14 protein-coding genes are annotated in these 18146 nt (G+C 70.4%); 1 reads left to right on the top strand and 13 read right to left on the bottom strand.

Translation table 11 applies throughout. From position 1 onward, the window contains the following. Nucleotides 1–434 precede the first annotated feature (434 nt). The 9 genes from KZJ41_RS12475 to KZJ41_RS12435 all read right to left on the bottom strand — a co-directional run bounded on the left by KZJ41_RS12475 (nucleotide 435) and on the right by KZJ41_RS12435 (nucleotide 10831). Complete coding sequence (locus KZJ41_RS12475; protein ID WP_065922655.1) at nucleotides 435–1445, bottom strand: alpha/beta fold hydrolase; 1011 nt, start codon at nucleotides 1443–1445, stop codon at nucleotides 435–437. Between the two features lie 860 nt (nucleotides 1446–2305). Then, on the bottom strand, nucleotides 2306–5320 hold the full coding sequence (locus tag KZJ41_RS12470; RefSeq protein ID WP_065923490.1) for a UPF0182 family protein: 3015 nt from the start codon (nucleotides 5318–5320) through the stop codon (nucleotides 2306–2308). Nucleotides 5321–5491: 171 nt separating this feature from the next. Further along, nucleotides 5492–6718: a Na+/H+ antiporter NhaA gene (nhaA, locus tag KZJ41_RS12465; protein WP_037201635.1), complete on the bottom strand. Its 1227-nt coding sequence runs from the start codon at nucleotides 6716–6718 to the stop codon at nucleotides 5492–5494. A gap of 194 nt (nucleotides 6719–6912) precedes the next feature. Beyond that, complete coding sequence (locus KZJ41_RS12460) at nucleotides 6913–7398, bottom strand: hypothetical protein (protein ID WP_006933635.1); 486 nt, start codon at nucleotides 7396–7398, stop codon at nucleotides 6913–6915. A 91-nt stretch (nucleotides 7399–7489) separates the two neighbouring features. Beyond that, on the bottom strand, nucleotides 7490–8359 hold the full coding sequence (mutM, locus tag KZJ41_RS12455) for a bifunctional DNA-formamidopyrimidine glycosylase/DNA-(apurinic or apyrimidinic site) lyase (RefSeq protein ID WP_006933632.1): 870 nt from the start codon (nucleotides 8357–8359) through the stop codon (nucleotides 7490–7492). 6 nt (nucleotides 8360–8365) lie between these two features. After that, the gene (gene rnc / locus KZJ41_RS12450; protein WP_029543170.1) at nucleotides 8366–9127 is read right to left on the bottom strand and encodes a ribonuclease III; all 762 of its coding nucleotides are present in this window, start codon (nucleotides 9125–9127) and stop codon (nucleotides 8366–8368) included. A gap of 20 nt (nucleotides 9128–9147) precedes the next feature. After that, nucleotides 9148–9330 carry a 50S ribosomal protein L32 gene (gene rpmF / locus KZJ41_RS12445; RefSeq protein ID WP_003939052.1) on the bottom strand — a complete coding sequence of 61 codons (183 nt, stop codon included), beginning with the start codon at nucleotides 9328–9330 and terminating at the stop codon, nucleotides 9148–9150. 2 nt (nucleotides 9331–9332) lie between these two features. After that, nucleotides 9333–9947, bottom strand: coding sequence for a DUF177 domain-containing protein (locus KZJ41_RS12440; protein WP_006933624.1), 615 nt, complete (start codon nucleotides 9945–9947; stop codon nucleotides 9333–9335). Between the two features lie 122 nt (nucleotides 9948–10069). Further along, the gene (locus KZJ41_RS12435; protein ID WP_251550863.1) at nucleotides 10070–10831 is read right to left on the bottom strand and encodes a DivIVA domain-containing protein; all 762 of its coding nucleotides are present in this window, start codon (nucleotides 10829–10831) and stop codon (nucleotides 10070–10072) included. A gap of 97 nt (nucleotides 10832–10928) precedes the next feature. On the opposite strand from KZJ41_RS12435, the gene KZJ41_RS12430 reads away from it, so the two are divergent. Continuing rightward, on the top strand, nucleotides 10929–11258 hold the full coding sequence (locus KZJ41_RS12430) for a hypothetical protein (RefSeq protein WP_251550862.1): 330 nt from the start codon (nucleotides 10929–10931) through the stop codon (nucleotides 11256–11258). Here KZJ41_RS12430 and coaD read toward each other — a convergent pair. The 4 genes from coaD to recG form a co-directional block, all read right to left on the bottom strand. After that, nucleotides 11168–11662, bottom strand: a complete 495-nt coding sequence (gene coaD / locus KZJ41_RS12425; RefSeq protein ID WP_006938042.1) for a pantetheine-phosphate adenylyltransferase — start codon at nucleotides 11660–11662, stop codon at nucleotides 11168–11170. The two genes, KZJ41_RS12430 and coaD, sit on opposite strands and share 91 nt — an antisense overlap. Next, nucleotides 11659–12345 carry a 16S rRNA (guanine(966)-N(2))-methyltransferase RsmD gene (rsmD, locus tag KZJ41_RS12420; RefSeq protein ID WP_255326740.1) on the bottom strand — a complete coding sequence of 229 codons (687 nt, stop codon included), beginning with the start codon at nucleotides 12343–12345 and terminating at the stop codon, nucleotides 11659–11661. The genes coaD and rsmD overlap by 4 nt, the downstream gene beginning before the upstream one ends. After that, nucleotides 12248–15649: a pyruvate carboxylase gene (locus KZJ41_RS12415; RefSeq protein ID WP_006938037.1), complete on the bottom strand. Its 3402-nt coding sequence runs from the start codon at nucleotides 15647–15649 to the stop codon at nucleotides 12248–12250. Before KZJ41_RS12415 ends, rsmD begins: the two co-directional genes overlap by 98 nt. Nucleotides 15650–15833: 184 nt before the next feature. Beyond that, the gene (recG, locus tag KZJ41_RS12410; protein ID WP_029543165.1) at nucleotides 15834–18131 is read right to left on the bottom strand and encodes an ATP-dependent DNA helicase RecG; all 2298 of its coding nucleotides are present in this window, start codon (nucleotides 18129–18131) and stop codon (nucleotides 15834–15836) included. Nucleotides 18132–18146: the final 15 nt, after the last annotated feature.

Below are 18146 nucleotides of genomic sequence, written 5' to 3'. Positions count from 1 at the left end.
AACAAGCAACCGGACGGTTGACAAGCACGGGTCGCTCGTCGCGGCCGGATCCCACCGGCACCTTGCGCGTTCGGCGACCCACCCGAAGCGCCGCTGCGCCGCGGCGGATGCGCCCTAGAGGACGTGCATCGCCTGCATCGGGGCAAGACGGACCTCGCCGAACGGGTGTGCCCGGCGACCACCGCGTCGGGCGGCCGCCTGACGGAGGCCGGAGGGCGGCTATGGGGCGCGGCTCCGGCCGAACGACGGGCGGGCCGCGGGCCGGACGACGGCAGGGCCCTCATGTAGGTTCCACTGCTCGGTGTCACTTATCGGTGCTTCCGAGCTGCGGGTTCTCAACGGCGTGTCAGTGCCTGATTCGCGTAGGCCGATCCCCGAGCCGTGAGGGACTGGTCTCCGCGGTGCCGTTCTGCTGGGGTCGGGAAGACACCGATCTACGTAGGACGCCCGAATCCGGGAATCTCGAGGCTGTCGGAGAGCCACTGGCAGACTGCCTGCGCGTAGAGGTCGGGCGCCTCGACGGGAAGCAGGTGGCCGACGTCCTCGATGGGGCGGGGTGTCCAGCCCGGCCGTCGGGCGTGCTGCATGAGCGACGTGGGGTCGACAAGGTGATCGTCGCTTCCCCACAGCACGAGTACGGGCATCTGCACGGAATCGAGAGCCTCGTTCGTCGGCTTCTGCGTGATGAACATGGCTTTGACGATCGACGCGAACGCCGTGGCCGTGCCCGCGAGCCGTTCCGGGTGCTCGCGGGCCGCCTCGAGGTCATCGAGCCACAGGTCGACCTGTGCTCGTGAGACACGGCCCCGGTTTCCACCGAGGAGGTCGGTCCGGCCACCGGAGATGGAGCCCGCGTCTTCGATCGCGGTTCGCTTGGCGTCCAGTATGCGCCGGCCCGCCAGTCGCAGCACCAGGCGTGTCGTGGGCGGGCCGGCTGCGACGACGAGACGTCCCAGCGTCTGCCACCCGAATGCCTCGGCTGGTGACGTCCGGCGCCACGGCAGCGCCGGAGCCACCAAGACGACTCCCCGAGTCTTCTCGGGCATCATCGTGGCGGCCAGCGCCGCCACCGGGCCACCCGTCGACCAGCCGTGCAGCAGCACCTGGCTCTCGAGGCGGAGCTGCCGGGCGAAGGCCGCCACGAAGCGAGCGTCCAGGTCCGCGCGTGGCCCATGCCGATACGGATCACCGGTGTGGCCGACAATCGTCCCCGGGAGGTCGACGGAAATCACCGGCCCGAGCCGGCGCAGGGGAGGAACGAGATCGAGCCACATGCTCGCGCTACCGGTCATCGGGGGCACCAGCAGGTGAACCGGCGCGTCGGGAGGCGCGGTCGACGCGGGCTCCGCTCGGACATAGTGCACGGGCACGCCGCACACGCTCGTCGACACGCTGCGCAACCCCGCCCACTGCGGCGACCGGGCGCCCCAGTCGTCGTATCGCACGGTGATCCCTCCCTCTTTCCCAGGGTATTCGGAGGCTGGATGGAGGGCGACGATTTGGACCCGGCAGCGCAACACGTCCATGACCGGGTCGATGCTGCGCGAGTACTACCCGGTCGCGGCGGCTGCTTTCGACGCCTTGGCCGGACGTGATGCCCACGCCGTGCTGTCCGTCGCACCCAGCCCGGAGCAGGGGTTCGCATTCACCGTCACGCGAGTCGAGGCCCTGGTCCGCAGAGTCGGCCGACAGCGATACGTCCGAACTCGCGCCACCGAGATCGTCGCTGCTTGCGCAGTGAGCAACTGCCGGCCCGAGCCGGTGCGGGCGACACCTACGCCGCCGCCGTCTCGGCATTGGTCGCCGTCACTACTGAGATGGCCCGACAGATCGCCGGACTGGAGGAACAGGTGAAGGCGGGTTCTGGTCGACACCCGGGCGCCGAGATCTACCTGAGCCCGCCTGGTCTGGGAGTGGTTCTCGGTGCCTGGGTGCTCGCAGAAATTGGGGATGATCCGGGACGCTGGGCCGATGTCCGAGCCCGGAGGAAACTACTCTGGCATGGCGCCGGTGACCCGAGCCTCCGGCATCAAACGGGTCGTGCTCGCCCGGAACCGACGGTTGGGTGATGCGCTCTATCCGCAGGCCTTCGCTGCACTCAAGGCCTCTGCCGGGCGCCCGCCCCTACTACGGCCGGCACCGTGCCGGCGGCGCCACCCGCCACATCGTGCTTTGACGAACCGCCTCGTCGGCATTCTCCACGGTTGCCCTGCTCATCACACCACCTACGACGAAGAGACCGCACGGACCGACTCACGGCGCACCGCGGCCGCTTGACAGGTTAGAAGCGTCGGACAGCAACACCTCAGTTGAGGCTGCCCCCGGCGGCCAGGAAGTTGTCGATGGCACGTTGGAGCCGGTCGAGTGCGGCGCCGTACGACGTGAAGTCGCCGGTGCGCTGGGCGTCGCGCAGATCAGCCAGGGCGCTGTTCAGTTCGAGGACGGCAGCGGTGAGCTGCTCCGGGGTCGGCTCTGCGGGCGGCGCGGTGGGTGGCGGCACCGTCGCGCCCTCCTCGGGTGGCGGAGCGGTCGCCGCAGGATCGGGGGGTGGCGGGGTCGCGGCGTCGCCGCCGGGCGCCGTCGCCATCCGGCCCGTCCCCGCACCGAAGACCTGGTCGAGGGCCTCGGCGAGGGTGGGTGCGTATCCGACGCGGACGCCGCCGGCGCTGGGTTCGCGATAGCTGACCAGCACTCGCGACAGTTGCGGGAAGGTCGAACCGTCGGCGGTGCTGGTGAGGCGTTCGGTGTACAGGGGCTCGACGTAGAGCACCCCGCCGTCCGCGATCGGCAGCGTCAGCAGATTGCCGTAGTGGATCCGATTGGACCGCTCGAGCAGGGTGCGTTCGGAGGCCACCCGGGTGTCGGAGATCATCGAATTCTGGGTCTGTTGCGGCCCCTGGGTCTGCGTGTCGGTCGGCAGCTGCAGCACCTCCATCCGGCCGTAGCCGTCCGGGTCGGAGTTCACCGAGATGTAGGCGGAGAGGAACTCGCGGTTGAACCCGACCATCGCGCTGGCGAGACGGAAGGACGGTGCCGCGCTCTCCTGGTCACCGACCAGCACGTAGTACGGCGGCTGCGACCCCACGGCCTCGGAGGTCGGGTCGCTGGGGACGGACCAGAACGCGTTGTTGGTGAAGAACTCCCGCGGGTCGTCGACGTGGTACTTGGCGAGCCGGTCCCGTTGAAGACCGAAGAGGTCCTCGGGGTAACGGAAGTGGGAGCGCAATTCCGGGGTGATCGATTCCGGCGGTTGCACGGCGCCGGGAAAGGCCCCCATCCACGCCGCGAGCACCGGGTCGTTCGTGTCCACCTGGTAGAGGGTGACGGTGCCGTCGTAGGCGTCCACGGTGGCCTTGACCGAGTTCCTGATGTAGGAGAGGGGCTCACCCGGAAGCAGCCGGCCGGTATCGCTGACGTGGGCGTCGGGCAACGCGCCGGCCTGGGCGTACGGGTAGTGCGCCAGGGTGGTGTACCCGTCGACGATCCAGACGATCCGTCCGTCCACGACCGCCGGGTACGGATTGCCGTCGGTGCGGAGCCACGGCGCGACCCGTTCCACGCGGGTCTTCGGATCGCGATCGAAGATGATCTTCGAGTCCGCTCCGATGGCGCCGGAGAACAGGATGTTGCGCTCGCCGTACCGGACCGCGAACGCCAGCCGGTTGATCCAGCTTCCGATCGGCACGCCCCCGCTGCCGGTGTAAGTGTACTGCGAGGTATCCGTGTCGTACTCGCGCGGCGCCGCACCGGCGGACCCGCCGACAATCGCGTAGTCCGGGTCCGACGCCGCGATCAGCTCGCCGAAGTAGATGCGCGGCTGCTCGACCGGGATCAGTTGCCGACCGGAGGCCTGGGAAGCGATGTCACTGACCGTGTAGATGGGGTATCCACTGTCGCTGCCGCTTCCGGCCGCGGCTGCGTCCCGGACGGCGGCGTTGACCCGGTTCGCCGGCGCCGCCACGAATCCGTTGCCGTGGGTGTAGACGGTGTGCCGGTTGATCCATTGGGTCTGATTGCCGCTCAGGCTCTTCGGGGACAGTTCTCGGGCGGCGACAATGTAGTCGCCGACCTCCCCGTCGATGGTGTACCGGTCGATGTCCAGTTGCGGAGTGAAACCGTAGAAGTTCTTCAGCTGCTGTTGCTGGGTGAAGGTCCTCGAGAGCACGTTCGGGTCCAGCAGCCGGGCGTTGGCGATCGTGGTGACGTCGGCCGGGATCTCGCGCGGCGGCCGGGTTCCGACCCCGGGATAGTCGAGGTACTCGACGCGATCGGCCTCGATCCCGTACGCCTGCCTGGTCGCGGCGATGTTGCGCTCGATGTACGGGCTCTCGCGATCGGCCGCGTTCGGGCGCACCGAGAACTGCTCCGTGAGGGCCGGGAAGATCCCGCCGACGACGATCGACGACAGGACCAGCAGCGCGGTTGCCATCAACGGCACCCGCAGGTCGTCCAGCAGGATCGAAGCGAAGAACGCTGCCGCGCACAGCACGGCGATCGCCACGAGGATCAGGCGAGCCGGCAGCACCGCGTTGATGTCGGTGAATCCGGCCCCGGTGAACGTCGGTTCCTTCCGGCCGCTCCACAGCAGCTGGTAGCGGTCGAACCAGTACGCGACCGCCTTGAGCGCGACGAAACTCCCGGCGAGCACGGCGATCTGGATTCGGGCGGCGCGCGTCGTCGCACCCGCCGCGCCGGTGGCACCACGACGGTCCCCGGCGCCGGTTGCGAACGGCAGCCGTAGTCCCCCGAAAAGGTAGTGGGTGGCCGTGCAGAGCACGAGTGCCAGGAACAGCGCGAGGAACGCCCACGTCAGCACGAGCCGGTAGAACGGCAGGTCGAAGACGTAGAACCCGACGTCGTACCCGAACTGCGCGTCGACGCTACCGAATGATCCGCCGTGGAGGAACAGCTGCACTCTGGCCCACTGACTCTGTGCGCTCAGGCCGAAGAACAGTCCCAGCAGCAACGGGATACCGATCGCGAACAGTTTCGGGCGCCTCAGCACCACGATTCGGTACCGCTCGATCGGATCGTCCGGGCCGACGGCGAACAACGGTCGCGCTCGGTACGCCCACGCCGTCACCCCGAAGAGCAGACCGGTCACCACCAGCGTGACCGCGGCGAACAGCACCAACCGGGTCACGATGATGGTGCCCCACACTTCCCGGTAGCCGACCTCTCCGAACCAGAGCCAATCGGTGTACACCGCGATCAGCCGGGGTCCGGCGATCAGCAGAGCGAAGAGGACCAGAAGGGCGACGATCGCCCGATGCGCCCGGCGCGGCAGCAACCGCCCTGGTTCGGAGGGATGCACGTCCACCTCCGATCGCCCGCATGCACCGCGGCGGCCGGTGGACGGGGCCGGGTCCACACGATGCGGCCGCGATGTCCGTCCACCCATTCTAGGTGGGGGACATCACTCCGCCCAGGGAATCGCCGACCGGCGCCGATTCCTCCCGCACAGAACTGGGTCGTGCAGGCCCCGCCGGGTTCAGTGCTGGTAGACGTCCGGGATCCCGTCCTGGTCCTCGTCGAGAGACTCGAGCTCCGCGATCCTGCGGTAGGCGCGGTTCCGGGAGCGGAGCACCACCGACGCGGCGAGCGCCGCGGTGAGGGAGCCGACGAGGACCGCAACCTTCACGTGGTCGGCCGCGACGGTGCCGGCGCCGTAGGCGAGGTCTCCGATCAGCAGGGAGACGGTGAAGCCGATGCCGCCGAGCAGCGCGACGCCGAGCACGTCCAGCCAGCTCAGTCCCTCGTCCAGGTGGGCGCGGGTGAACCGGGCCATCAGGTAGGTGACGCCGAAGATCCCGACGACCTTGCCGAGCACGAGGCCCGCGACGACACCGACCGAGATCGGATCGCGGAGCGCCTCACCCAGGCCGTCGAGGCCACCGATCGTCACGCCGGCGGCGAAGAACGCAAAGATCGGGACGGCGACCCCGGCCGACAGCGGCCGGAGCCGATGCTCGAACTGCTCGGCCATGGCCTCCGTGCCGGTGCGCGTCCTGCGGGCGACGGGCACGGTGAAACCGAGCAGAACGCCGGCCACGGTGGCGTGGACACCGGATTCGTGGACCAGGAACCACGTGAGCACCGCCAGCGGCACCAGGAGCCACCAGGCCCGGATGCCGCGCTGCACCGCCACGGCGAACGCGAGCAGCGGGAGCATCGCGAGCCCGAGATATGCCAGGTCGAGCTCATCGGTGTAGAACACCGCGATCACGGTGACGGCGAGCAGGTCGTCGACGACGGCGAGCGTGAGCAGGAAGGTGCGCAGGGCCGCCGGGAGATGCGTCCCGATGACGGCCAGGATGGCCACGGCGAAGGCGATGTCGGTGGCGGTGGGCACCGCCCATCCGGTCAGCGCGTCCGCTCCGCCGCGCAGGTTCACCGCGACGAACACCGCCGCGGGTACCGCCATCCCTCCCACCGCTGCGGTGATCGGCACGGCGGCGCGCCGCAGGTCCCGCAGGTCGCCGGCGACGAACTCACGCTTGAGTTCCAGGCCGACGACGAAGAAGAAGATGGCCAGCAGACCGTCGGCCGCCCACGTCCCGAGTGACAGGTCCAGGTGCAGCGCGGACGGCCCCACCGTGGTGTCGCGGAGGCTGTGGTAGGCGTCGGACCACGGGGTGTTGGCCCAGACCAGGGCCGCGAGCGCGCCGATGAGCAGCAGGACACCACCGACGGTCTCCTTGCGGAGAATCTCGGCCACCCGCTTGGATTCCTCCCACGATCCACGGGAGAGCAACGGCAGGCGGGCGAAGGGTGTCGTCATCGAATGTCCTCGGATGTCGGGCAGCAGTCGTCGTCTGCCGACCAGACTTCCCGGCGCACCGGTTCCACCGTATCCCACCCGGAGCGCGGATCCGAGCCGAGGCAGCCGGGCGGCCCCGTCAGGGCGACGGATCAGGGTGACGGATAGGTGCTGATCGAGACCAGCGTCCCGTCCCCGCCCGAGGACACCGAGATGGAGGCGCCCTTCCCCGGCTTCCTGATCGTGAGACTCGTGCTGTAGGGAGTGACGCTCTCGGAGACCGTCTGCCAGCCCTCCCGGTCCACGAAGTCGAGGTAGAAGGTGCTGACCTGCTCGATCGGGTCGGACGTCGTCAGGACGGCCGAGCCGATCGCCCGGCTGACGAGCGTCGACGGCTGATAGGCCGGGATTCCATCCGTCGTCTCGGTGCCCTGTGCCTCGGTGCCCTGCGTCTCGGTACCCGCCGGCCCGGGCTCGGACTCGGCCGTGCCGGTCGGCGGGGCCGTTTCCCGGGCTGCCTCGGTGGTCGTCTGCGCCGACTCGCTCGGGTACGAGTCGTCGGTGCCGCATCCGACGACCGCGAGTGCCACTACCAGCGCCGCCGCGGCAGCCGGTACGACTCTCCTCGATGTTCGCATGTGCGTCCTCCTCCGCCGTTCCCACTGTGCACGGTCGGCAGGGATCGCGGGACGGATTCACCGCTTCGACGGCCGCGGAGGACGGCCGAAGTCAGGCTCGCCGTGCGCCCCGTGGCGGCGGCTGGCACCGGGGGCAGCTGAACGACGAGCGGTTCATGAATTTCTCCCGCCGCACCGGCGTCCCGCATCGTGGGCACGGCAGGTTCTCCTGGCCGTAGACGTTCAGCGACCGGTCGAAGTATCCGGACTCGCCGTTGACGTTGACATAGAGGGCATCGAACGAGGTACCGCCCTGGGCGAGCGCCTCGCCCATCACGTCGCGGGCCGCGTCGAGCAGCCGCCGCAGGGTCGGCCCCCCGAGCCGGTCGGCCGCGCGGTTGCCGTGCACGCCGGCCCGCCACAGCGATTCGTCGGCGTAGATGTTGCCGATGCCGGACACGACGGTCTGGTCGAGGAGGACGCGCTTGATCTCGGTGTGCTTGCCGCGCAGCACCTTCACCACGGCGGCCGCGTCGAACGCCGGATCCAGGGGGTCGCGGGCGATGTGCGCGACGGGCTCCGGCAGGACGGCACCGTCGACCTCGACGAGCGGGGCGAGGGCCCAGCCTCCGAAGGTGCGCTGGTCCACGAACCGCAGGTCGGCGCCGTTGTCGAGAACGGCGCGGATGCGCAGGTGTTTCTCGTCCGGCACCGCCGGCGGCTGGACCAGCATCTGCCCGCTCATCCCGAGATGGACGACCAGTGCGACGTCGGCGGGTCCCAAGACGAGCCACAGGTATTTGCCGCGACGCTGGACGGCAGCCACGGTCTGCCCGGTCAGCCGCAGCGCGAGATCCCGCGGGCCGGGTTCGTGACGGCGTACCGCACGCGGGTGCAGCACCTGGACGGACTCGATGGTGGCGCCGCGGACGTGCGCGTCGAGGCCGCGGCGGACGACCTCGACCTCGGGCAGTTCGGGCACGTCGGGTCAGTTCTGGTCGGCGGCGGCGCCGGTGGGGGTGGCGTCGCTGTCGGACAGGCTCTGCCAGGCCGCGGCGGCGGCCTTCTGCTCGGCTTCCTTCTTCGTCCGACCCACGCCGACACCGCGGGCGTCGCCCGCGACGATCACCGTCGCGGTGAATTCCTTGTCGTGGTCCGGGCCGGTGGCGGTGATCTCGTACGCCGGCACGCCGACGCCTCGTTCCGCGGTCAGCTCCTGCAGGCTCGTCTTCCAGTCGAGACCGGCGCCGAGCCGCGGACCCCGCTCGAGGAGTTCGGCGAACAGGCGCAGCACGACGGTGCGTGCGACGTCGATACCGTGCTGCAGGTGGACGGCGCCGAGCAGCGACTCCATGCCGTCCGCGAGAATGCTGGGCTTGTCGCGGCCACCGGTGAGTTCCTCACCTTTGCCGAGCAGCAGGTGCGGCCCGAGGCCGCCGTCACCGAGAGACCGCGCGACCTCGGCGAGGGCGTGCATGTTCACCACCGACGCCCGGATCTTCGCGAGTTCACCCTCGGACTTGTCCGGATGCGACAGGTACAGCTTCTCGGTCACGGTGAGGCCGAGGACGGCGTCGCCGAGGAACTCGAGACGCTCGTTGGTCGGCAGGCCACCGTTCTCGTACGCGTAGGAGCGGTGCGTGAGCGCAAGCGTCAGCAGCTCCGGATCCACATCGACACCGAGGGCGGCGAGAAGGGACGCGTGTTCCCCTTCGCCGCCCTCGGATGCGGTGGTCGAATCGCTCGTCACGATGTCTCAGAATTCGAGAACTAGACGGCAGCGGTCACCTGACGGCCGTTGTAGGTGCCGCAGGACGGGCACGCCACGTGCGGCAGCTTCTTCTCGCCGCAGCCGCGGTTCGGGCAGGTGACGAGCGTCGGCGCAGTGGTGTTCCACTGGCTCCGCCGCGACCGGGTGTTCGAACGCGACATTCTGCGCTTGGGGACGGCCACGTCTACTTCTCCTCGTTGTTCTTGCTGTCGGATGCACTGCTGGGTTCTTCGGAGCCTGCGCCGAAAGCGGCTGCCAACCCAGCCCAGCGAGGATCCATTCTCTCATGCCCGTGCCCGGATTCCGCAATCGCCAGGCGAATGCCGCATTCGGGGCACAGTCCCGCACAGTCGTCACTACACAACGGCCGCAGCGGAAGCTCCAGTCCGACGGTGTCGACGATGACCGGCTCGAGGTCGATCGTGTCGTCCACCAGGCGGTAGACCTCGTCCTCGTCGGTGGTCTGCTCCGTGACGCTGTTCGGGTAGGCGAACAGCTCCGTCAGGTACAGCTCCACCGAGTCCTCGAAGGGCTCGAGGCAGCGCGAGCACTCGCCGACTGTATCGGCACGGACGGTCCCGGTGACGAGGACCCCCTCGGACACCGCTTCCAGCCGGAGATCGAGTTCCACATCCGTGCCTTCCTCGATCGCGATCGAGTCGAGTCCGATCCGCAACGGCGCAGGTACCACAGTGTGGACCGTGCGCATGGAGCCCGGACGGCGTCCGAGCGAGCGTACGTCCAGCACGAGACCCGAATCCCGGTCGGGATGCTGGGGGCTGTGACGGCGGGCAGACACGGGAATGCTTCTTCCTCTTTCCAGGTGACGGACGCCGCCCCCACGGGGCGACTGGGCAACCACTCCACGATACGCGACGGACCCGGGCGCGACGAAATCGCCCGGCGCGGGAGCCGGATGCGTCAGCGGCGCCGCTCGGACCGGCGTTCGGCCTCCGTGTAGTCGGGCACACCGGCGCCCGTCCGCAGCTGCTGCCGGCCGCGGCCCACCGACCGCAACGTCGTGCCGAGCACGTCTTCGAACTCGGCGAGTTTGGAATCGACGTACTCGTCGCATTCCGACCGCAGCCGATCCGACTCGGCGTGGGCGGCATCGATGACCCGCGCGGATTCGGCGTGGGCGGCCTGCACGACCTCCGTCTGCGACACCAGACGGGCCTGCTCGGCCTCGCCGTCGGCGACCGACCGCTCGTACGAGGCCTTGCCCGCCTCGATCATGCGGTCGGCCTCCGCCTGCGCGCGGGCCGTCACGGACTCGTACTGCTCCTTGGCGTCGGCGATCGTGTCGTCGGCCTCGGCCTGGGCGTCGCGCAGCAGATCGTCGGCGTGGGCGCGGGCCTCCTGCACCATCCGGTCCGCCTGTGCCTTCGCGTCGGCGAGCATGCGGTCCGCGTCGGCGCGGGCGTTGTCGAGGGTCTCGCGGGCCTCCGCGTCGGCGTCCGCGACGGTCTTGTCGGCCTGGGCCCGCGCGTCGCCGATGAGCTTGTCCCGATGATCCAGGACGTCCTGCGCGTCGTCCAGTTCGGCCGGCAACGCGTCGCGGACGTCGTCGAGCACGTCCAGTACGTCGCCGCGTGGGACCACGCAGCTCGCGGTCATCGGGACACTGCGTGCTTCCTCGACGATCGCGACCAGCTCGTCGAGTGCCTCGAATACCCGGTACACGCCCAACCCCAATCGTCGTCCCGGCGCGGCCGGTGCGACCGCCGCCGGATGCAAGTCTGCCGCAGGTGCCGCCGGAGTCGCGCATCGCGGACCCGGTGTGTCGGCGATCGAACGGGCGGGGTCAGCCTCGGCCGCTGTGCCGGATGAGCGCTTCGCCGCTGTGCCGGATGAGCGCTTCGCCGCTGTGCCGGATGAGCGCTTCGCCGCTGTGCCGGATGAGCGCTTCGCCGCCGTGCCGGATCAGCGCTTCGCCGCTGTGCCGGATCAGCGCTTCGCCGCCGTGCCGGATCAGCGCTTCGCCGCCGTGCCGGATCAGCGCTTCGCCGCCGTGCCGGATCAGCGCTTCGCCGCTGTGCGCTCCGCGATCCGCGCGAGCAGCCGCTTGTGCACCGTCGCCGGGAGCATGTCGGCGACGTCGCCGCCGTAGGTGGCGACCTCCTTGACGAGAGAGCTCGACAGGTAGCTGTAGGCCGGGTTGGTCGCGACGAACAGGGTGTCGACGCCGGTGAGCTTGTGGTTCATCTGCGCCATCTGCAGCTCGTAGTCGAAGTCGTTGGCGCCGCGCAGGCCCTTGACGATGGCCGTGATGCCGTGGGCGCGTGCATAGTCCACCAGCAGGCCCTGCCAGGAGTCGACGCGCACGTTGCCCAGGTGGGCAGTGGCTTCGGTGAGCATCTCGATGCGCTCGGGAACCGAGAACATTCCCTGCTTGTTGGGGTTGATCACGACGGTCACCGTCACTTCGTCGAACTGCACGGCAGTCCGAGAGATGACGTCGAGGTGGCCGTTGGTCACGGGGTCGAACGAACCGGGGCAGACCGCACTGCTCATGAGTCCGAACCGTAGCAGGTAGCGATCTCGATCCGGGTCTCGCCGTACTTGCGAACGCGGTCCGGTTCGAGGGCCTGCGGCCACACCGTCTCCGGCGAGCGGGAGGAGCGTTCGAGCACCACCACCGAGCCCTCCCCCACCCAGCCCCCGTCGACGAGGGCGGTGAGCATCGCGGACACCGCCTGCTCGGTCACCGCGTACGGCGGATCGGCGAGCACGAGGTCGTAGACCCGGTCCGGGGCACCGCCGAGCACGGCGGCGACCGGCGCAGCCCGCAGCACCGCCGGCAGACCGAGTTCGGTGATGTTGCGGCGGATCACGGCGGCGGCCTGCGCGTCGGACTCGACGAGCAAGGCGTGGACGGCGCCCCGGGACAGCGCCTCGAGCCCGAGCGCGCCGGAGCCGGCGTACAGGTCCAGCACCGACGCGCCGTCGAGCTCCATCCGGGCCGTGAGCGAACTGAACAGCGCCTCGCGGACCCGCTCCGAGGTGGGCCGGGTCCCGCGGGGCGGCACCTTCAGGCGCCGCCCCCCGGCCCGGCCGGCCACGATCCGGGTCATCGCACCGTCCCGGAGAACCGTCCGATCACTCCGCGCTCTCCTCGGTGGACACGACGACCAGCAGGTCGCCGCCCTCCACCTGGGACACGCCGGCGAGGGCGACGCGGGTGACGGTGCCGCCACGCGGCGCGGTGATCGCGGCCTCCATCTTCATCGCCTCGATGGTGGCGACGGTGTCACCGGCCGCGACGCGGTCGCCCTCGGCGACGAGGAGGGTCACGGCGCCGGCGAACGGCGCGGCGACGTGCCCGGGGTTGTTGCGGTCGGCCTTCTCCGCGGCCGGAACCTCGCTGGCGACGGACTTGTCGCGCACCGAGACCGGGCGCAGCTGCCCGTTGAGGATGCACATCACGGTCCGGAAGCCGCGCTCGTCCGGCTCGGAGATCGCCTCCAGCCCGATCAGCAGCTCGACACCCTTGTCCAGGCGCACCCGGTGTTCCTCACCGCGGCGCAGACCGTAGAAGAACTGGTTGGCCGACAGCTCCGAGGTGTCGCCGTAGCGGTCCCGGTGCTCGAGGAACGCCTGGGTCGGGCCGGGGAACAGCAGCCGGTTCAAGGTGGCGCGCCGCTCGCTGGAGGTGTCGTCGAGCGCCTTCTCCTCCTCGGAGGTCAGCGGCACCTCGGGCTTGGGGGCGCCGCGGCCCTCGAGGGCCTTGGAGCGGAACGGCTCGGGCCACCCGCCGGGCGGGGTGCCGAGCTCGCCGCGCAGGAATCCGACCACCGAGTCCGGGATGTCGTAGCGGGCCGGGTCGGCCGCGAACTCGTCGCTGGCGACGCCGGAACCCACCAGGTGCAGGGCGAGGTCACCGACCACCTTCGACGACGGAGTGACCTTGACCAGCCGGCCGAGCATCCGGTCGGCCGCGGCGTACTTGGCCTCGACCTCCTCGAACCGGTCGCCCAGACCCAGCGCGATGGCCTGCTGCCGCAGGTTCGACAGCTGCCCGCCGGGGATCTCGTGGGTGTACACCCGGCCCGTCGGGGCGGGCAGGCCCGATTCGAACGGCGCGTACACCTTGCGCAGCGCCTCCCAGTACGGCTCGAGGTCGCACACGGCCTGCAGGTCCAGACCGGTGTCGTACTCCGAGTGCGCGGCCGCGGCGACGATCGCCGACAGCGCGGGCTGGCTGGTGGTGCCGGCCAGCGCGGCGGAGGCGCCGTCGACGGCGTCGGCGCCGGCCTGCCACGCCGCGAGGTACGTCGCGAGCTGACCACCGGGGGTGTCGTGCGTGTGCACGTGCACCGGCAGGTCGAAGTTGCTGCGCAGCGCCGAGACCAGGGTGGCGGCCGCGGGTGCGCGCAGCAGCCCGGCCATGTCCTTGATCGCCAGCACGTGGGCCCCGGCCTCGACGATCTGCTCCGCCAGGCGCAGGTAGTAGTCGAGGGTGTAGAGCGTCTCGCCGGGATCGGACAGGTCCCCGGTGTAGGACATCGCGACCTCGGCCAGGGCGGTGCCGGTCTCGCGGACCGCGTCGATCGCCGGCCGCATCTGGTCGACGTTGTTCAGCGCGTCGAAGATGCGGAAGATGTCGATGCCGGTGTCGGTGGCCTCCCGCACGAACGCGCGGGTGACCATCTCCGGGTACGGGGTGTAGCCGACCGTGTTGCGGCCGCGCAGCAGCATCTGCAGGTTGATGTTCGGGATCGCCTCCCGCAGCGCCGCCAGACGCTCCCACGGGTCCTCGTGCAGGAACCGCAGCGCGACGTCGTAGGTGGCGCCGCCCCACGCCTCGATCGACAGCAGCTGCGGGGTCATCCGCGCGACGTGCCCGGCGACGGTGAGCAGATCCTTGCTGCGCACGCGCGTCGCGAGCAGCGACTGGTGCGCGTCGCGGAAGGTGGTGTCGGTGACGGCGAGGGCCTTCTGCTCGCGCAGCGCCTTCGCGAAGCCGTCCGGGCCGAGGGCGAGCAGCCGCTGCCGCGAACCCTCCGGCGGGGCGACGTCGAGGTCGATCTTCGGCAGCTTGTCGTGCGGGTACACCGTCGTCGGGCGCTCGCCGTGCGGCTTGTTCACCGTCACGTCGGCGAGGTACTCGACGATCTTCGTGCCGCGGTCGGCGGAGGTCTTGGCGGTCAGCAGCTGCGGCCGCTCGTCGATGAACGACGTGGTGACGTTCCCGGCCCGGAAGTCCGGGTCGTCGAGCACGGCCTGCAGGAAGGGGATGTTCGTCGACACGCCGCGGATGCGGAACTCGGTGACCGCGCGGCGGGCGCGGGCGACGGCCGTGGGCAGGTCGCGGCCGCGGGCCGTGAGCTTGACCAGCATCGAATCGAAGTGGGCGGAGACCTCGGCGCCGACGGAGGTGCCGCCGTCGAGACGGATCCCGGCGCCGCCGGGCGTGCGGTACGCGCTGATGCGCCCGGTGTCGGGCCGGAAGCCGTTGGCCGGATCCTCGGTGGTGATGCGGCACTGCAGCGCCGCCCCGCGGATCGCGACCTTGTCCTGCGACAGGCCCAGGTCGGTCAGCGACTCACCGGAGGCGATGCGCATCTGCGCCTGCACGAGGTCGACGTCGGTGATCTCCTCGGTGACCGTGTGCTCGACCTGGATGCGCGGGTTCATCTCGATGAAGACGTGGTTGCCGCGGGAATCGAGGAGGAACTCGACGGTGCCGGCGCAGCTGTAACCGATCTGCTTCGCGAACGCGACGGCGTCCGCGCAGATCCGCTCGCGCAGCTCGGGGGCGAGGTTCGGTGCCGGGGCCAGCTCGATGACCTTCTGGTGGCGGCGCTGCAGCGAGCAGTCCCGCTCGAACAGATGCATCACATTGCCCTGGCCGTCGGCCAGGATCTGCACCTCGATGTGCCGGGGATCGACCACCGCCTGCTCGAGGAACACCGTGGGATCGCCGAACGCCGCATCCGCCTCCCGGGACGCCGCCTCGATCGCCTCCCGCAGCTGGCCACGCTCGGCCACGCGCCGCATGCCACGCCCGCCGCCGCCGGCGACGGCCTTGACGAAGATCGGGAACTCCATGGACTCGGCAGCCGCGAGCAACTGCTCGAGATCGGCCGACGGCTCCGACGACGCCAGCACCGGCAGACCCGCCGCCTTGGCCGCCGCGATCGCCCGCGCCTTGTTTCCGGTCAGCTCCAGCACGTGCGCCGACGGACCGATGAAGGTGATGCCCTCCGCCGCGCACGCCGCCGCCAGGTCCGGGTTCTCGGACAGGAAACCGTAGCCGGGGTAGACCGCGTCGGCGCCGGCCTTCTTCGCGGCGGCGACGATCTCCGCCACGGACAGGTACGCACGGACCGGATGCCCCTGCTCCCCGATCTGGTAGGCCTCGTCGGCCTTGAGCCGGTGCAGGGAATTGCGGTCCTCGTACGGAAACACCGCGACGGTCCCGGCACCCAGTTCATAGGCGGCGCGGAACGCGCGGATCGCGATCTCGCCTCGGTTGGCGACAAGCACTTTGGAGAACATTGGACGACGGTACCGCGACGTAACACTCCGTTCGGCGTCCGCATCCCAGATCGTGGGACGGATGCACGTCTTTGTCCGACTGAAACGATGCAGGTCGAGGGATCCTTAACGTGCCGGAAACGTCGCGGGTGCGGCGGGCGTCACCTCACAACGGCGCCGCGCCCGGCGTGCGCGGAACGTAACCTCACGACTTCTCGAGATACGCGACCCGTTCGGTGTCGAGCGCGGCCGACACCATGCGGGCCAGACCGGGGTGTTCCTCGAGCCGCGGATCGCGGTCGGTCACGGCGCGGGCGAAGGCCTGCGCGGCCGCGATGACCTCGACGTCGTCGACGAGCGAGAGCATCCGCAGCGTCGAGGTGGTGCCCGACTGGGCGACACCGAGCACATCGCCCTCGCGGCGCTGCTGCAGGTCCAGCTGGGCGAGCGCGAATCCGTCGGTGGTCGCGGCGACGGCCTCGAGGCGGGCCATGGCGGGCGCGCCGGGCTTCGAATCCGACACGAGCAGGCACAGCCCCGGATGCCCGCCCCGGCCCACCCGGCCGCGCAGCTGGTGCAGCTGGCTGACCCCGAACCGGTCGGCGTCCACGATCACCATCACCGTCGCGTTGGGCACATCCACGCCGACTTCGACGACGGTGGTGCACACCAGCACGTCGATGTCTCCGGCGGCGAAGTCGCGCATCACCGCGTCCTTCTCGTCCGCGGGCAGTCGCCCGTGCAGCAACCCGACCCTCAGGTGGGCCAGCGGGCCGCCCGCGAGCTCCTCGAACTGCTGGAGCACCGACTTCGTCTCGGGCGGCTTGCCCCTGCCCCCGCGCCCGCCGGTCGTCTCCGCCTCGTCGAAACCGACCAGGTCGGCGTCCTCGTCGCTGTCGCCGTCGCCGATGCGCGAGCACACCACATACGCCTGCCGGCCCGCCGCGACCTCTTCGCCGATGCGTTCCCACGCGCGCGCCACCCAGCTGGGATGCACCTTCGCCGCCACGACCCGGCTGGTGATGGGCGACCGGCCGCGGGGCAGTTCCCGCAATGTGGACACCTCGAGGTCGCCGAGGACGGTCATCGCGATGGTGCGCGGGATGGGTGTCGCCGTCATGACCAGCACGTGCGGGCTGGCACCGTCGCGGCCGCGGTTGCGCAGCACGTCGCGCTGCTCCACGCCGAACCGGTGCTGTTCGTCGACGACGACGAGGCCGAGGTCGTAGAATTCGACGCCCTGCTGGATCAGCGCGTGGGTGCCGATCACGAGCCCCGAGTCGCCGCTCACGATGTCGAGCAGGGCCTGCCGCTTGCGGACCGCGCTCATCGAGCCCGTCACGAGGGTGACCTTGGTGGCCAGCTCGTGGGCGGCGAGTTCGCCCGCCGCGGCGAGATCGCCGAGCATCTTCGCCAGCGAGCGCGCATGCTGGGCGGCGAGCACCTCGGTCGGCGCGAGCAGTGCGCACTGGTGTCCCGCGTCGATGACCTGCAGCATCGCCCGCAGCGCCACAATCGTCTTGCCCGAGCCGACCTCGCCCTGCAGCAACCGGTTCATCGGGTGCGATCCGGCGAGGTCCGCCGCGATCTCGTCGGCGACCGCGAGCTGCCCGGCGGTCAGTTCGAACGGCAGCCGGCGATCGAACTCGTCGGCGATACCGCCGCTGCGGCGCGGGCACGCCGGGGCCGTGCGCACCGCGACGTCGTGGCGGCGCCGGGCGAGGACGAGCTGCACCGCCGCGGCCTCGTCGAACCGCAGGCGCTCCCGGGCGGCGGTGACGTCGTCCCGGTCGTCGGGCAGGTGGATGCGGCGCAGCGCCTCGTCCAGCCCGATCAGGCCGTGCTCGCCACGCACCCACTCGGGCAGCGGGTCGTCGACGGTCTCGAGCTGATCGAGGATCTGCCGCACGCAGCGCATCACGGTCCACGACTCGACGTCGCGGGTTGCGGGGTACATCGGGATGAGGGCCCGATCGAAGATCGACATGTCGATGCCGCCGTCGCCCTGGGCACTGCGGGCCATGCCGGCGAGCGCGCCGGCGCCGCGCACCCGGGTGGGCCGCGGGGCCGCGCCACCGATCTCGGGGCCGCGAGGCTCGGGCAGGATGATGTAGCTCGGGTGGGCCAGGCTCCACTTGTCGCGGAAGTACTTGACGGTGCCGGAGAACATGCCGCGCACCCCGGGCTTGATGTTGTACTTGACCTTCTGCGGGTTGAAGAAGGTGACGTCGATCTTCTGCCGGTCCGATTCGAGCACGACGGCGAGCCGGGTGCCGGGCCGGCTCTTCATCCGCACCTCGTCGGCCCTGGCCACCCGCGCGATGATCGTCACGTGCTGGCCCTCGACCGGTTGCGAGTCGCCGAGCTCGGCGCCCTGGGTGGCGTACCGGTGGGGATAGTGGCGCAGCAGGTCCTCGACGGTGGTCATGCCGAACGAGTCGGCGAGTGCATCCGCGGTCTTGCGGCCGAGAAGATGATCGAGTCGGTCCGCGAGTGTCGCCACTGCCGTCCTCTCCGC

The sequence above is a fragment of the Rhodococcus sp. 11-3 genome (assembly GCF_023704055.1).
In the GTDB taxonomy this organism is placed as follows: Bacteria; Actinomycetota; Actinomycetes; order Mycobacteriales; family Mycobacteriaceae; genus Rhodococcus; species Rhodococcus aetherivorans.
Note: the sequence above shows the minus strand (reverse complement) of the source record. Positions and strands in the feature narration are given on the sequence as shown.